A 14,001-nucleotide genomic window follows, 5' to 3' on the forward strand; every position below is an offset into this window, starting at 1 on the left:
CCATCCGGCCAAATGCCGATCACTCACCTGGACACGGCGTAGCGGACCGCGGGTCAGCAGTCGGCGCTCTCCTGCCGCTCGGGGCCGGGAACGGTCTCCGGTTCGCGGACGGCGGCCCGGGCCCGCGCGCGCGACCGGGAGACCGCGACACCGGCCAGGCACAGCGCGCCGCCGAGGAGGGTCAGCCAGCCGGGCACCTCGTCCAGGAACAGCCAGCTGAGCAGGACGACGATGGCGGGCACGGCGTACGTCGTCGCGCCCATCTTCCCGGCGGGCGTGCGGGCCAGCGCGTACGTCCAGGTGGTGAAGGCGAGCGCGGTGGGCACGACGCCGAGGTAGACCATGTTGAGCGTCGCGGAGACCGGGGCGTCGGCCGCCTCGGAGACCAGCTGTCCGGAGAACGGCAGGCAGACCGCCGTACCGATCAGACAGGCGAAGGTGGTGACCTGGAGCGGGGAGCCGTACGACAGGGCGGGCTTCTGGGAGACGACGCCGACCGCGTACGCCACGGCGGCGAGCAGGCACAGCGCGACGCCCCCGATCAGCTCCCCGGAGCTTCCCTCGACGTCCCCGGAGCCCGAGGATCCGGCCGACATCGACAGGCCGACCACGACGGCCCCCGCGAACGACACCAGCATCCCGGTGAGCAGCCGCGGCGGCAGCCCCTCGCCGAGCAGCCGGGCGGCGAGCAGCGCCATCAGGATCGGGCCCACGTTCACGAGGAGCGCGGCGGTGCCGGCGTCCACGAGCCGTTCGCCCCAGTTCAGCGCCACCATGTACCCGCCGAACCAGACCACGCCCGAGATCACGATCCCGCGCCGGGCACCGCGCGGCGGCAGCCCCTCGCGGCGGATCAGCAGCAGCGCGACCAGCACCACCGACCCGGCGAGCAGCCGCCCCAGGGCCAGCGGTCCCGGCGAGTAGGCGGCGCCCGCGCTGCGGATGGAGACGAAGGCGGAGGCCCAGGCGAGCACGGTGAAACAGACGGCGCCGACGGTGAGCAGGCCGGGGGCGGCGGGGCGTGGATCCGGAGAGGTCACCTGAGGGGTCATACGGGGGAGCGTACGGAGAAAACCGTTCGGCGGGCACCGAAATAACCGGTACCCGGGCGGCAGTGGCGCTGGTCCCACTCCGCGGAACCGATCAGCACCCCCCGGCGGGCCCCGGCACAATGGGAGCCATGCCGATACCCGGGATTCCCAGCGACAGTCCGACCCGCGCCGCCCTGATCGACCACCTCGTCCGCACCCGCATCGCGGGCGACGTGGCCACGCCCCGCGAGAACAACCTCTCCCACTACCGCAAGCTCGCGAACGGCGACCGGCACTTCTGGCTGGGCCTGGAACTCGGCGACCGCTGGACCGACGAGCAGGACGTGCTGTCGGTGATGGCCGAGCGCTGCGGGGTCGTGGACGATCCGGAGCACCGCTACGGCCAGGACACCATCGACCCGGAGCTGACGGTCGACGCGCTGGAGCGGATGGCGGCGCGGCTGCGCAAGGCGGCCGAGGACCGCCAGCGCGTGCTGTTCGCGACCGGGCATCCGGGCGGGCTGCTCGATGTGCACCGGGCGACGGCGGCCGCTCTGCGCGCGGCCGGCTGCGAGATCGTGGTGATTCCCGAGGGTCTCGCCACCGAGGAGGGCATGGTCTTCCAGTTCGCTGACGTGGCGATGCTGGAGCGCGGGGCGACGCTGTGGCACACGCACTCGCCGGACCCGATGACGCGCATCCTGGACGGCCTGGAGCGCGAGGGCCGTCCGCTGCCCGATCTGGTCGTCGCCGACCACGGGTGGGCGGGATGCGCGGCCCAGCGCGGGGTCGACTCCGTCGGTTACGCGGACTGCAACGACCCGGCGCTGTTCGTCGGCGAGGCCGAGGGCACGATGCAGGTGACGGTCCCCTTGGACGACCACGTCACGAGCCCCCGCCACTACGACCCGATGACGGCCTACCTCCTCACGTCGGCGGGCCTTCTCGACTGACGGCCGGTGGCCGCTTCTCGCGCAGTTCCCCGCGCCCCTGAGCGAGCGCAGCTCGCTTCAGGGGCGCGGGGAACTGCGCGACCAGCCACGACGGCGCCGCACCCGGAACACGAAGAGCTACCAGGGCTCCAACCCCGCCTCCCGGCGCTGGGCGAACCCGGGCGTCGGGTCCAGGTAGACGCGGCGGATGGCGGGATACCGTTCCTGCAGGCGCCGGGCGGCATCCTCACAGGCCCACTCGATCTGCGCGGCAGTGGAGGCGTCCCGGAAATCGACCTTGGCCGCGACGAGCGCCTCCTGAGGCCCCTGCACGAGCGTCGTCAGCTCCAGCACACTCTCGACGTGCTCACTGCTGAGCAGCAACGTACGGATCTCCTCGCGCATCGGCCGCGGCAACGCCCGCCCCACCAGCAGCGACGCGTTGGACCGCCCGAGCACCCAGGCCACCCACAGCAGCAGCACCCCGATGCACAGCGAAGCGATCCCGTCCCACACCCCGGACCCGGTCAGCTGCCCGCCCAGCAACCCCCCGGCGGCCAGCAGCAGACCGGCGAGCGCGGCGCTGTCCTCCAGGACGACGGCCTTCACGGCGGTGTCGGGCGTGTGCTTGAGATACGTACCGATGGGGGCCTTGAAGCGCGCCGCCTCCCCCCGCGCCTGCTTGACGGCCGTACGCAGCGAGAAGCCCTCCAGCAGGAAGGCGACGGCGAGCACGATGTAGGAGACCAGCGGGTCGCCCAGGTCCTCACCGGCGATCAGCGTGTGGATGCCGTCGTAGAGGGAGAAGACGGCGCCGCCGACGAACGTGGCGACGGCGGCGAGCAGCGCCCAGACGTACCGTTCGCCGCCGTGGCCCAGCGGATGGTCCTCGTCGGCGGGCTTGGCGCCGCGCTTCAGCGAGGTGAGCAGCATCAGCTCGGTGACGGTGTCCGCGAAGGAGTGGGCGGCCTCGGACAGCATGGCGCTGGAGCCGCTGATGAGCCCGGCGACGACCTTGGCGATCGCGATGCCGAGGTTCGCCGCCGTGGCGACGAGCACCGTGAAGACGCTCTCCCCACCGCCCTGCCCCGCGTCGTCGAAACCGTCCTCCGCCACCGCACTACCGTCCCGTACATCCACGTACGGGACCTTATGTCCGATCAGCGGGGAACGCGAACCACGCCTTCCTGGATCACGGTGATCGCGAGCCGCCCGTCCTGGGTGTAGATGCGGGCCTGACCGAGGCCCCGGCCACCGGAGGCGGACGGCGACTGCTGGTCGTAGAGGAGCCATTCGTCGGCGCGGAAGGGCCGGTGGAACCACATGGCGTGATCGAGGGAGGCCCCGACGACGTCGCCGACGGCCCAGCCGCCGCGCCCGTGCGCGAGCAGCACGGAGTCGAGGAGGGTCATGTCGGAGACGTAGGTGGCGAGGCAGACGTGCAGCAGCGGGTCGTCGGCGAGCTTGCCGTCGGTGCGGAACCAGACCTGCGAGCGCGGCTGCTGCGGCTCGCCCACGAAGGCGAACGGCGGCGCGTCGGCGTACCGCAGATCGACGGCCTCGCGCGCTTCGAGCATCCGCCGGACGCGGTCGGCGCCGAGGACGTCGGCGTAGCGCGGCAGCATCTCGGCGGCGGTCGGCAGCGAGGCGGGGTCGGGCGCGGGCGGCATGTCGGCCTGGTGCTCAAGGCCGTCCTCGTACGTCTGGAAGGACGCGGAGAGGTGGAAGATCGGCTGCCCGTGCTGGATCGCGACGACGCGGCGGGTGGTGAAGGAGCGGCCGTCCCTGATCCGGTCGACGGTGTAGACGATGGGCGCGCCCGGGTCCCCCGCAACGAGGAAGTACGCGTGCAGGGAGTGGGCGTGCCGGTCGGCCGGGACGGTGCGCCCGGCGGCGACCAGCGCCTGGGCCGCCACCTGTCCGCCGAAGACCCGGGGGACGACGGCGGACCGGGACTGGCCCCGGAAGATGTCCTCCTCGATCCGTTCGAGATCGAGCAGATCGAGGAGGGACTGAAGTGCCTTGTTCATGCGCTCAGTTGTATGCGACGTCCGAGACCGGTGGGTTACAGGCCCATGTTCTTCGCGATGATCATCTTCATGACCTCGCTGGTGCCGCCGTAGATGCGGTTGACGCGGTTGTCCGCGTACAGGCGGGCGATCGGGTACTCGTTCATGAACCCGTAGCCGCCGTGCAGCTGGAGGCAGCGGTCGATGACGCGGTGCGCGACCTCGGTGTTGAAGAGCTTGGCGGACGCGGCCTCGGCGGCGGTCAGCTCACCGGCGTCGAGGGCCTCCAGGGCGCGGTCGGCGACGGCCTCGGCGGCGTCCACCTCGGCCTGGCAGGCGGCCAGCTCAAACTTGGTGTTCTGGAAGGACGCGACCGGCTTGCCGAAGACGGTGCGGTCCTGCACGTACTGCTTGGCGAACGCGACGGCGGCCTTGGCCTGCGCGTACGCGCCGTAGGCGATGCCCCAGCGCTCGGAGGGGAGGTTCTGGCCGAGGTAGTAGAAGCCCTTGTTCTCCTCGCCCAGCAGGTCCTCGACGGGCACCTTCACGTCGACGAACGCCAGCTCAGCGGTGTCGGAGGTGCGCAGGCCCAGCTTGTCGAGCTTGCGGCCGATCGAGTAGCCCTCGGACTTCGTGTCGACGGCGAAGAGGGAGATGCCGAAGCGGCGGTCGTCGGCGGTCGGCGCGGCGGTGCGGGCGCAGACGATGACGCGGTCGGCGTGCACGCCGCCGGTGATGAACGTCTTCGAGCCGTTGAGGACGTAGTGCGTGCCGTCCTCGGAGAGCTTCGCCGTGGTCTTCATGCCGGCGAGGTCGGAGCCGGTGCCCGGCTCGGTCATCGCGAGGGCCCACATCTCCTCGGCGGTGACGAACTTCTCCAGGTAGCGCTTCTTCTGCTCGTCGGTGCCGAGCATCTTGATGTAGGGGAGCGCGAGCAGGACGTGGACGCCCGAGCCGCCGAACGTGACGCCCGCGCGAGCGGTCTCCTCGTACTGGATGGCCTCGAACTTGTGCGTCTCCAGGCCGGCGCCGCCGAACTCCTCGGGGACGTTGATGCCGAAGAGGCCCAGGTCGGCGAGCTTGGTGTACAGCTCGCGCGGGACGATGCCCTCCTGGAACCACTCGTCGTAGTGGGGGACGACCTCGGCCTCGATGAAGGCGCGCAGGGTCTCCCGGAACGCCTCGTGGTCCTCATCAAAAACGGTACGGCGCACGGAAAACTCTCCCTCTACGGCGTCTACGACTACTACGCATGACTACTAAGCGCTTGCTCAGAGGCACGTTACCGGCCGGTCACCGGAGCGTCCAGAGATACACATCACTCTGCGGCAGCCGCGAAGGCCCCGCGCGCCAGCTTGTGCAACATCCGCGCCGTGGCCTCCCGCCCGGGCAGCGAACCGGGCCGGGACAGATGGGGCGTGGAGTTCAGCAGCCCGAAGACCGCGTGCACGGCCACCCGGGCCTGCGGCTCGACGAGATCGGGGCAGACCTTGCGGACGACCTCCACCCACAGCTCCACGTACTGGCGCTGGAGGGAGCGCACCAGCTTGCGGTCGGTGTCGCGCAGCCGGTCCAGCTCCCGGTCGTGCAGCGTGATCAGGTCCCGGTCGTCGAGGGCGAAGTCGATGTGCCCCTCGATGAGCGAGTCGAGCAGCGCCTCCGGACCGTGCTCGGCCTCGGCCACCCGGCGACGGCCGCCGGTGAGCAGCTGCCCGCTGATGCCGACGAGCAGCTCGGCGAGCATCGCGTCCTTGCCCGCGAAGTGGCGGTAGAGACCGGGCCCGCTGATGCCGACGGCGGCGCCTATCTCGTCGACCCCGACGCCGTGGAACCCGCGCTCGGCGAAGAGCCGGGCGGCCTCTTTGAGGATCTGCTCGCGACGGGTGGGGGCATCGGTTCTGGTGGCTCTGGAGACCATGCGTCAATTCTAGACAGCGGGGTTAGCGACCGTTAACCTGAACGCGACAGGTTAACGGTCATTAACATCGTGACGTGGTGAGGGGACCGCAGGATGCAGGAGGCACCTGAGCTGACGAGCGCGGCGGATCCCGCGTCGGAGGCCTGGCGGGCCAATGAGGCGGCCCACCGGGCGCTCGCGGCCGAGCTGCGCGAGAAGCTGTCGGCCGCCCGGCTCGGCGGCGGTGAGCGGTCCCGCGCCCGGCACACCGCACGCGGCAAGCTGCTGCCGCGCGACCGCGTGGACACCCTGCTCGACCCGGGCTCCCCGTTCCTGGAGCTGGCCCCGCTGGCGGCCGACGGGATGTACGGGGATCAGGCACCGGCCGCCGGAGTGATCGCCGGCATCGGCCGGGTGTCGGGCCGCGCCTGCGTGATCGTCGCCAATGACGCGACCGTCAAGGGCGGCACGTACTACCCGATGACGGTGAAGAAGCATCTGCGCGCCCAGGAGGTCGCGCTGGAGAACCACCTTCCGTGCGTCTATCTGGTGGACTCCGGCGGCGCCTTCCTGCCGATGCAGGACGAGGTCTTCCCGGACCGCGAGCACTTCGGCCGGATCTTCTACAACCAGGCGCGGATGTCCGGGGCGGGCATCCCGCAGATCGCGGCGGTGCTCGGCTCGTGCACGGCGGGCGGGGCGTACGTCCCGGCGATGAGCGACGAAGCGGTGATCGTCCGCAATCAGGGCACGATCTTCCTCGGCGGCCCGCCCCTGGTGAAGGCCGCCACCGGCGAGGTCGTCACGGCCGAGGAGCTGGGCGGCGGCGAGGTCCACTCGCGGGTCTCGGGCGTCACCGACCACCTCGCCGAGGACGACGCGCACGCGCTGCGCATCGTCCGCACGATCGTCTCCACCCTCCCCGAGCGCGGCCCGCTGCCGTGGTCGGTGGCGGCGCCGGTCGAGCCGAAGGTGGACCCGGCGGGTCTGTACGGCGCGGTGCCGGTCGACTCGCGCACCCCGTACGACGTCCGTGAGGTCATCGCGCGCGTGGTGGACGGTTCGCGGTTCGCCGAGTTCAAGTCGGAGTTCGGACAGACGCTGGTCACCGGCTTCGCCCGGATCCACGGCCACCCGGTCGGCATCGTCGCGAACAACGGCATCCTGTTCGCCGAATCCGCCCAGAAGGGCGCCCACTTCATCGAGCTGTGCGACCAGCGCGGCATCCCGCTGGTGTTCCTTCAGAACATCTCGGGCTTCATGGTCGGCAAGGACTACGAGGCGGGCGGCATCGCCAAGCACGGCGCCAAGATGGTCACGGCCGTGGCCTGCACGCGCGTGCCGAAGCTGACGGTGGTGGTCGGCGGCTCGTACGGCGCGGGCAACTACTCGATGTGCGGCCGGGCGTACTCGCCCCGCTTCCTGTGGATGTGGCCCGGCGCGAAGATCAGCGTCATGGGCGGCGAGCAGGCCGCCTCGGTCCTCGCGACCGTCAAGCGCGACCAGCTGGAGGCGCGGGGCGAGGAGTGGCCCACGGACGACGAAGAGGCGTTCAAGGACCCGATCCGCGCCCAGTACGACACCCAGGGGAGCGCGTACTACGCCACGGCCCGGCTCTGGGACGACGGCGTGATCGACCCCATGGAGACCCGCCAGGTGCTCGGCCTGGCCCTGACCGCCTGCGCCCACGCGCCGCTTCCGGAGAAGTCCGGCGGCTTCGGCGTCTTCCGGATGTGAAGGGAGCTTAGGGAAGTGTTCGACACAGTCCTGGTCGCCAACCGCGGCGAGATCGCCGTCCGCGTCATCCGTACGCTGCGGCAGCTCGGCATCCGCTCGGTGGCGGTCCACAGCGACGCCGACGCGGACGCCCGGCACGTGCGCGAGGCCGACGAGTCGGTGCGCATCGGCCCGCCGCCCGCCACCGAGAGCTACCTCTCGGTCGAGCGGATCGTCGAGGCCGCGCTGCGCACGGGAGCCCAGGCCGTGCACCCGGGCTACGGCTTCCTCGCGGAGAACGCGACGTTCGCGCGGGCCTGCGAGGACGCGGGCCTGACCTTCATCGGCCCGTCCCCGGACGCGATCGCGCTGATGGGCGACAAGATCCGCGCCAAGGAGACCGTCGAGGCGGCCGGTGTCCCCGTGGTCCCGGGCGGCCGCGACCCCGATCTGGCGCGGGCCGCGCACGAGTTGGGCGCGCCCGTGCTGCTCAAGCCGTCCGCGGGCGGCGGCGGCAAGGGCATGCGCCTGGTGCGGGACCTGTCCGTCCTGGAGGAGGAGATCGCCGCGGCGCGCCGCGAGGCACGGGCCTCCTTCGGGGACGACACGCTGCTGGTGGAGCGGTGGGTCGACCGGCCCCGGCACATCGAGATCCAGGTCCTGGCCGACGGGCACGGCGGCGTCGTGCACCTCGGCGAGCGCGAGTGCTCGCTCCAGCGCCGCCATCAGAAGATCATCGAGGAGGCACCCAGCGTGCTCCTCGACGAGGCGACGCGGGAGGCGATGGGCGCGGCGGCCGTGGAGGCGGCGCGCTCGTGCGGGTACCGCGGCGCGGGCACGGTGGAGTTCATCGTGCCGGGCGAGGATCCGTCCTCGTACTACTTCATGGAGATGAACACCCGCCTCCAGGTCGAGCACCCGGTCACCGAGCTGGTCACGGGCCTGGACCTGGTGGAGTGGCAGGTCCGGGTGGCGGCGGGCGAACACCTCCCGTTCGCCCAGGCCGACATCACGCTGACCGGGCATGCGGTGGAGGCCCGGCTGTGCGCCGAGGACCCGGCGCGCGGGTTCCTCCCCTCGGGCGGCACGGTCCTCGCCCTGCACGAGCCCGCGGGCGACGGCGTGCGCACCGACTCCGGCCTCAGCGAGGGCACCGAGGTCTCGTCCCTCTACGACCCGATGCTGGCGAAGGTCATCGCGTACGGCCCCGACCGGGACACGGCGCTGCGCCGGCTGCGGGCCGCGCTGGCGCGGACGGTGACGCTCGGCGTCCCGACGAACGCGGGCTTCCTGCGCCGCCTGCTGGCCCACCCGGCCGTCGTCGCGGGCGAGTTGGACACCGGCCTCGTCGAGCGCGAGGCCGACTCGCTGGTCGAGGCGGACGTCCCGCCCGAGGTGTACGCGGCGGCGGGCGTCCTGCGCCAGAAGCGGCTCGCGCCGCCCGCGGGCGACGGCTGGACGGACCCGTTCTCCCGGCCGAGCGGCTGGCGGCTCGGGGGCGAAGCGGCCTGGACCGTGCACCACGTCCGCGTTCCCGGCCACGACCCGGTCGAGGTCCGGGTGCGCGGCACCGAGGTCCTGGTGGACGGCGCCCCCACCGCTCCGGCCCGCCTGACCGCCTCCGCCGGCGACTGGCTGGCCCGCGACGGCGACGCCTGGCACGTGCAGGACCACGACCCGGTGGCGGCGAGCCTGACCGGCGCGGGCTCCGGCGGCGCGGGCTCCCTCACCGCCCCCATGCCCGGCACGGTGACGGTGGTGAAGGTGGCGGTCGGCGACGAGGTCACCGCGGGCCAGAGCCTGCTGGTGGTGGAGGCGATGAAGATGGAACACGTCATCGCGGCCCCGCACGCGGGCACGGTCACGGAGCTGGACGTCTCCCCCGGCACGACGGTGGCGATGGACCAGGTCCTGGCGGTGGTCGACCCTTCCAGCGCCGCCGAAGTGATCGCGCCCGAAGGGGCGCGGGGAACTGCGCGAGCGACCACGACGGCGGAGAACGCACCACAGACCGGCAGCCCCCACGGCGAGACGGAGTCAAAGTGACCGCCCTCCCGATGGTGACCCCCGCCGAAGGCCTCCCCACCCGCGTCCGGATCCACGAGGTGGGCCCCCGGGACGGCCTCCAGAACGAGAAGAGCACGGTCCCCACGGAGGTCAAGGCGGAGTTCATCCACCGCCTGGCCCGCGCGGGCCTGACCACGATCGAGGCCACCAGCTTCGTCCACCCCAAGTGGGTGCCCCAACTGGCGGACGCGGAGACCCTGTTCCCCGGCCTCCAGGACCTCGGCCCGGACGTGCGCCTCCCGGTCCTGGTCCCGAACGAGAGGGGCCTGGACCGGGCCCTGGCCCTCGGCGCGAGCCGCATCGCGGTGTTCGCCAGCGCCACCGAGTCCTTCGCGAAGGCCAACCTCAACCGCACGGTCGCCGAGTCCCTGGCGATGTTCGAGCCGGTGGTGGCCCGCGCCAAGGACGCGGGCGCGCACGTGCGCGGCTATCTCTCCATGTGCTTCGGCGACCCGTGGGAGGGCCGGGTCCCGGTCCACCAGGTCGTCTCGGCGGCCAAGGCCCTGATGGACCTGGGCTGCGACGAGCTGAGCCTCGGCGACACGATCGGCGTGGCCACCCCCGGCCACGTGCGGACCCTGCTCGCGGAGCTGAACGAGGAGGGCGTACCGACCGACCGGATCGGCGTGCACTTCCACGACACGTACGGGCAGGCGCTCGCCAACACCCTGGCGGCGCTCCAGCACGGAGTCACCACGGTCGACGCGTCCGCCGGCGGCCTCGGCGGCTGCCCGTACGCGAAGAGCGCCACCGGCAATCTCGCCACCGAGGACCTGGTCTGGATGCTGCGCGGACTCGGCATCGAGACCGGCGTCGATCTCGGCCTGCTCACCGACACCAGCCGGTGGATGGCCGGACACCTGGGCCGCCCCAGCCCCTCCCGCACCGTGCGGGCCCTCTCCGCGACCCCACAGGAGCAGTGACAGCGATGGATCACCACCTCTCCCCCGAGCACGAGGAACTGCGGCGCACCGTCGAGGAGTTCGCCCACGACGTCGTGGCGCCGAAGATCGGCGACTACTACGAGCGGCACGAGTTCCCGTACGAGATCGTGCGCGAAATGGGGCGGATGGGCCTGTTCGGGCTGCCGTTCCCGGAGGAGTACGGCGGCATGGGCGGCGACTATCTGGCGCTGGGCATCGCGCTGGAGGAGCTGGCCCGCGTCGACTCCTCCGTCGCCATCACCCTGGAGGCCGGGGTCTCGCTGGGCGCGATGCCGCTGCATCTCTTCGGCACCGAGGAGCAGAAGCGGCAGTGGCTGCCGAAGCTGTGCGCGGGCGAGGTCCTGGGCGCGTTCGGCCTGACCGAGCCGGAGGCGGGTTCGGACGCGGGCGGCACCCGTACCACGGCCGTCCGCGACCCGGAGACCGGCGACTGGGTGATCAACGGCACGAAGTGCTTCATCACCAACTCCGGCACCGACATCACGGGCCTGGTCACGGTGACGGCGGTGACCGGCCGGACGGCGGACGGCAAGCCGCTGATCTCCTCGGTGATCGTGCCGTCCGGGACGCCCGGCTTCACGGTCGCGGCCCCGTACTCGAAGGTGGGGTGGAACGCGTCGGACACGCGTGAGCTGCACTTCGATGACGTCCGCGTACCGGCGGCGAACCTGCTGGGCGAGGAGGGCCGCGGCTTCGCCCAGTTCCTGCGCATCCTCGACGAGGGCCGGATCGCGATCTCGGCACTCGCCACCGGCCTCGCCCAGGGCTGCGTCGACGAGTCGGTGAAGTACGCCAAGGAGCGCCACGCCTTCGGGCGGAGCATCGGCGGCTACCAGGCGATCCAGTTCAAGATCGCGGACATGGAGATGAAGGCGTACACCGCGCGGCTCGCCTGGCGGGACGCGGCGTCACGGCTGGTGTCCGGGGAGCCGTTCAAGAAGGAGGCGGCGCTCGCGAAGCTGTACTCGTCGACGATCGCGGTGGACAACGCCCGGGAGGCGACCCAGATCCACGGCGGCTACGGCTTCATGAACGAGTACCCGGTGGCCCGCATGTGGCGGGACTCCAAGATCCTGGAGATCGGCGAGGGCACGAGCGAGGTGCAGCGGATGCTGATCGCGAGGGAACTGGGCCTCACCTCGTAGCAGTTCACGCCCCTCCGGCGTTTGAGGAGCGGGGTCCGGGGCACGGCCCCGTCGCCGTGGGCGCAAGTGACCCCGCCCTCTGGACATGCCAGGAACTTAGGTTAACCTACCCTCAGTTCTGCGACCCCGCCCGGCCAACGTTCCGGCACGTCCGAAAGCAGCCCGTGATGCCCAACGCCCGACTGTCCCGCCCCACCCGCCGCGGCATACTCGCCGCCGGCGGAGCCCTCGGCCTCGGCGCCGCGCTCGCCGCCTGCGGCAGCGACAGCGGTTCCAAAGACAGCGGCTCGGACGCGACGAAGGCCGCGGACAAGGCCGGCCCGTTCTCCTTCGAGGACGACCGCGGCACGGCCGTGAAGCTGGACAAGACCCCGGCGAACATCGTCGCCTTCACCGGCGTCGGCGCGGCCCTCTACGACTACGGCATCCAGGTCAAGGGCGTCTTCGGCCCGACCACCGTCAAGGGCGGCAAGGCGGACGTGCAGGCCGGCGACATGCCCGTCGACAAGGTCACGGTCATCGGCAACACCTGGGGCCAGTTCAACATCGAGAAGTACGCGGGCCTGGCGCCCGACGTGCTGATCACCACGATGTTCGACTCCGCGGGCACCCTCTGGTACGTCCCCGAGGAGTCCAAGGACAAGATCGCCAAGCTCGCCCCGAGCATCGGCGTCTCGGTCTTCGACCGCCAGCTGACCAAGCCGCTGGAGCGGATGTACGCGCTGGCCGAGTCGCTGGGCGCCGACCTGAAGGCCGACAAGGTCGTCGCGGCGAAGAAGCGCTTCGAGGACGCCGCGGCCCGGCTGCGCAAGGCCGCCAAGGCCCACCCCGACATCAAGGTCCTGGTCGGTTCGGCGAGCGCGGACATCTTCTACGTGTCCGGCACGAACCTCTCCATCGACCTGGAGTACTTCAAGGCCCTCGGCGTGAACTTCGTCGAGCCCTCGGAGAAGGCGAAGAAGGCGTCCGGCGGCTGGTTCGAGAACCTGAGCTGGGAGAACGTCGACAAGTACCCGGCCGACATCATCATGATGGACGACCGCGCGCAGGCCATTCAGCCCGACGCCATCGAAGAGGGCACCTGGAAGAAGCTGCCCGCGGTGAAGGCCGGCCAGGTCATCGCCCGCTCCGCCGAGCCGATCCTGTCCTACGACAAGTGCGCCCCGCTCCTGGAGAACCTCGCCAAGGCGATCGAGACCGCGAAGAAGGTGTCCTGACCCCATGACCGCGACGGCCGAAGCCCCCGCTGTAGCCCCTTTCCGATTCTTCGATCTGCAAGTGGTCCGCACGCGGCGGCTCGGCCCGTCGCTGCTCCGGGTGACCTTCACCGGTCCCGACCTGGAGCACTTCCACGGCGGCGGGCGGGACCAGTCCCTCTCCCTCTTCCTGCCGCAGCCGGGCCAGGACGCCCCCGTCCTGCCGCCCATCGTCCCGGGCGACGACGGCCACGGCTGGCACGCCGCGTACCGGGCGCTGCCGGACGACGTCCGCGCGGTCATGCGCTCGTACACCCTGAGCGGCCAGCGCCGGCACCCCGCGCAGGAGGTCGACATCGACTTCGTGCTGCACAACGACGACCCGGCGACCGCGGGCCCCGCCTGCCGCTGGGCCGAGGCCGCGGCGCCCGGCCACCAGGTCGTGGTGCTCGGCCCCGCGATCGCCGACAACGCCGCGGTGCGCTGTCAGCCCCCGGCCGACTTCGACCACATCCTGATGTGGGGCGACGAGACGGCGCTGCCCGCCGCGCTGGGCATCCTGGCCTGGCTGCCCGCCTCCGTCTCCGCGCACGTGTGGCTGGAGGTCCCGCACCGCGCCGACATCCAGCCGATCCTCACCGCGGCCAATCTCACCGTGCACTGGCTGGTCCGCGACGAGCGGTGCCCGAGCGCACTCGACGCCATCCGCGCCACCGAACTCCCCGACACCGCACGCCCGTACGCCTGGCTCTCCGGCGAGTCCGGCGCGATGAAGGAGCTCCGCCGCCACCTGGTGCGCGAGCGCGGCTACGACAAGCGCGCGGTGAAGTTCGTCGGCTACTGGCGGCGCGGTCTGAGCGAGGACGCGCTGCGCGCCGAGGCCGCCGCCGCATAGGCCCAAAACCCGCCAAACAACTGCACATTCCGCCAGAAACAGGGGCGGGGTCGCACGTCAAAATTAGGTTAGGCTAACCTAAGTCAAGCGTCGCGGCCCCGCCCCTGCTCATGGCCGCGGCACTCCTGCCCCACCCGGGAACCACCTCATCCCCACCCGGAGGAACCGT

Annotated in this window: 12 protein-coding genes; 7 read left to right on the forward strand and 5 right to left on the reverse strand. The window is 71.6% G+C overall.

What is annotated here, in order from left to right; genetic code table 11:
- Positions 1-53: 53 nt before the first annotated feature.
- Complete coding sequence (locus tag K377_RS19720; protein ID WP_111664736.1) at positions 54-1,052, reverse strand: DMT family transporter; 999 nt, start codon at positions 1,050-1,052, stop codon at positions 54-56.
- Between the two features lie 128 nt (positions 1,053-1,180).
- Between K377_RS19720 and K377_RS19725 the strand changes: the two genes are divergently transcribed.
- Positions 1,181-1,984 (forward strand): phosphatase, encoded by an 804-nt coding sequence (locus tag K377_RS19725; protein ID WP_111664878.1) that lies wholly within the window; start codon positions 1,181-1,183, stop codon positions 1,982-1,984.
- Between the two features lie 117 nt (positions 1,985-2,101).
- Here K377_RS19725 and K377_RS19730 read toward each other — a convergent pair whose 3' ends face one another.
- The 4 genes from K377_RS19730 to K377_RS19745 form a co-directional block, all read right to left on the reverse strand.
- The gene (locus K377_RS19730) at positions 2,102-3,079 is read right to left on the reverse strand and encodes a cation diffusion facilitator family transporter (protein WP_111664737.1); all 978 of its coding nucleotides are present in this window, start codon (positions 3,077-3,079) and stop codon (positions 2,102-2,104) included.
- Between the two features lie 44 nt (positions 3,080-3,123).
- Positions 3,124-3,993: an acyl-CoA thioesterase II gene (locus tag K377_RS19735; RefSeq protein ID WP_111664738.1), complete on the reverse strand. Its 870-nt coding sequence runs from the start codon at positions 3,991-3,993 to the stop codon at positions 3,124-3,126.
- A gap of 35 nt (positions 3,994-4,028) precedes the next feature.
- Positions 4,029-5,186 (reverse strand): acyl-CoA dehydrogenase family protein, encoded by a 1,158-nt coding sequence (locus K377_RS19740; protein ID WP_111664739.1) that lies wholly within the window; start codon positions 5,184-5,186, stop codon positions 4,029-4,031.
- Between the two features lie 104 nt (positions 5,187-5,290).
- A complete protein-coding gene (locus K377_RS19745) occupies positions 5,291-5,890 on the reverse strand; it encodes a TetR/AcrR family transcriptional regulator (protein ID WP_111664740.1) in 600 nt (199 codons plus the stop codon).
- 93 nt (positions 5,891-5,983) lie between these two features.
- Here K377_RS19745 and K377_RS19750 point away from each other — a divergent pair, with 93 nt between their 5' ends.
- From K377_RS19750 to K377_RS19775, 6 genes are all read left to right on the forward strand, one after another.
- Positions 5,984-7,606: a carboxyl transferase domain-containing protein gene (locus tag K377_RS19750; RefSeq protein WP_111664741.1), complete on the forward strand. Its 1,623-nt coding sequence runs from the start codon at positions 5,984-5,986 to the stop codon at positions 7,604-7,606.
- A 15-nt stretch (positions 7,607-7,621) separates the two neighbouring features.
- Positions 7,622-9,631 (forward strand): biotin carboxylase N-terminal domain-containing protein, encoded by a 2,010-nt coding sequence (locus K377_RS19755; RefSeq protein WP_111664742.1) that lies wholly within the window; start codon positions 7,622-7,624, stop codon positions 9,629-9,631.
- Between the two features lie 11 nt (positions 9,632-9,642).
- Positions 9,643-10,575 carry a hydroxymethylglutaryl-CoA lyase gene (locus K377_RS19760; protein WP_111664879.1) on the forward strand — a complete coding sequence of 311 codons (933 nt, stop codon included), beginning with the start codon at positions 9,643-9,645 and terminating at the stop codon, positions 10,573-10,575.
- Between the two features lie 5 nt (positions 10,576-10,580).
- Entirely contained in the window at positions 10,581-11,741 is a 1,161-nt protein-coding gene (locus K377_RS19765) for an acyl-CoA dehydrogenase family protein (protein WP_111664743.1), read from the forward strand.
- Between the two features lie 167 nt (positions 11,742-11,908).
- Positions 11,909-12,958, forward strand: coding sequence for an ABC transporter substrate-binding protein (locus K377_RS19770; protein ID WP_111664744.1), 1,050 nt, complete (start codon positions 11,909-11,911; stop codon positions 12,956-12,958).
- A gap of 4 nt (positions 12,959-12,962) precedes the next feature.
- Positions 12,963-13,832 (forward strand): siderophore-interacting protein, encoded by an 870-nt coding sequence (locus tag K377_RS19775; protein ID WP_111664745.1) that lies wholly within the window; start codon positions 12,963-12,965, stop codon positions 13,830-13,832.
- Positions 13,833-14,001 lie beyond the last annotated feature (169 nt).

Source organism: Streptomyces sp. PsTaAH-137 (genome assembly GCF_003259365.1).
Taxonomy (GTDB): Bacteria; Actinomycetota; Actinomycetes; order Streptomycetales; family Streptomycetaceae; genus Streptomyces.

Bases quoted from the DNA above. Each gene is read 5' to 3' on its own strand.
- K377_RS19750 (WP_111664741.1), top strand. From the start codon at position 5,984: ATGCAGGAGGCACCTGAGCTGACGAGCGCGGCGGATCCCGCGTCGGAG.
- K377_RS19745 (WP_111664740.1), bottom strand. From the start codon at position 5,890: ATGGTCTCCAGAGCCACCAGAACCGATGCCCCCACCCGTCGCGAGCAG.
- K377_RS19770 (WP_111664744.1), top strand. From the start codon at position 11,909: ATGCCCAACGCCCGACTGTCCCGCCCCACCCGCCGCGGCATACTCGCC.
- K377_RS19775 (WP_111664745.1), top strand. From the start codon at position 12,963: ATGACCGCGACGGCCGAAGCCCCCGCTGTAGCCCCTTTCCGATTCTTC.
- K377_RS19725 (WP_111664878.1), top strand. From the start codon at position 1,181: ATGCCGATACCCGGGATTCCCAGCGACAGTCCGACCCGCGCCGCCCTG.
- K377_RS19720 (WP_111664736.1), bottom strand. From the start codon at position 1,052: ATGACCCCTCAGGTGACCTCTCCGGATCCACGCCCCGCCGCCCCCGGC.
- K377_RS19735 (WP_111664738.1), bottom strand. From the start codon at position 3,993: ATGAACAAGGCACTTCAGTCCCTCCTCGATCTGCTCGATCTCGAACGG.
- K377_RS19765 (WP_111664743.1), top strand. From the start codon at position 10,581: ATGGATCACCACCTCTCCCCCGAGCACGAGGAACTGCGGCGCACCGTC.
- K377_RS19760 (WP_111664879.1), top strand. From the start codon at position 9,643: ATGGTGACCCCCGCCGAAGGCCTCCCCACCCGCGTCCGGATCCACGAG.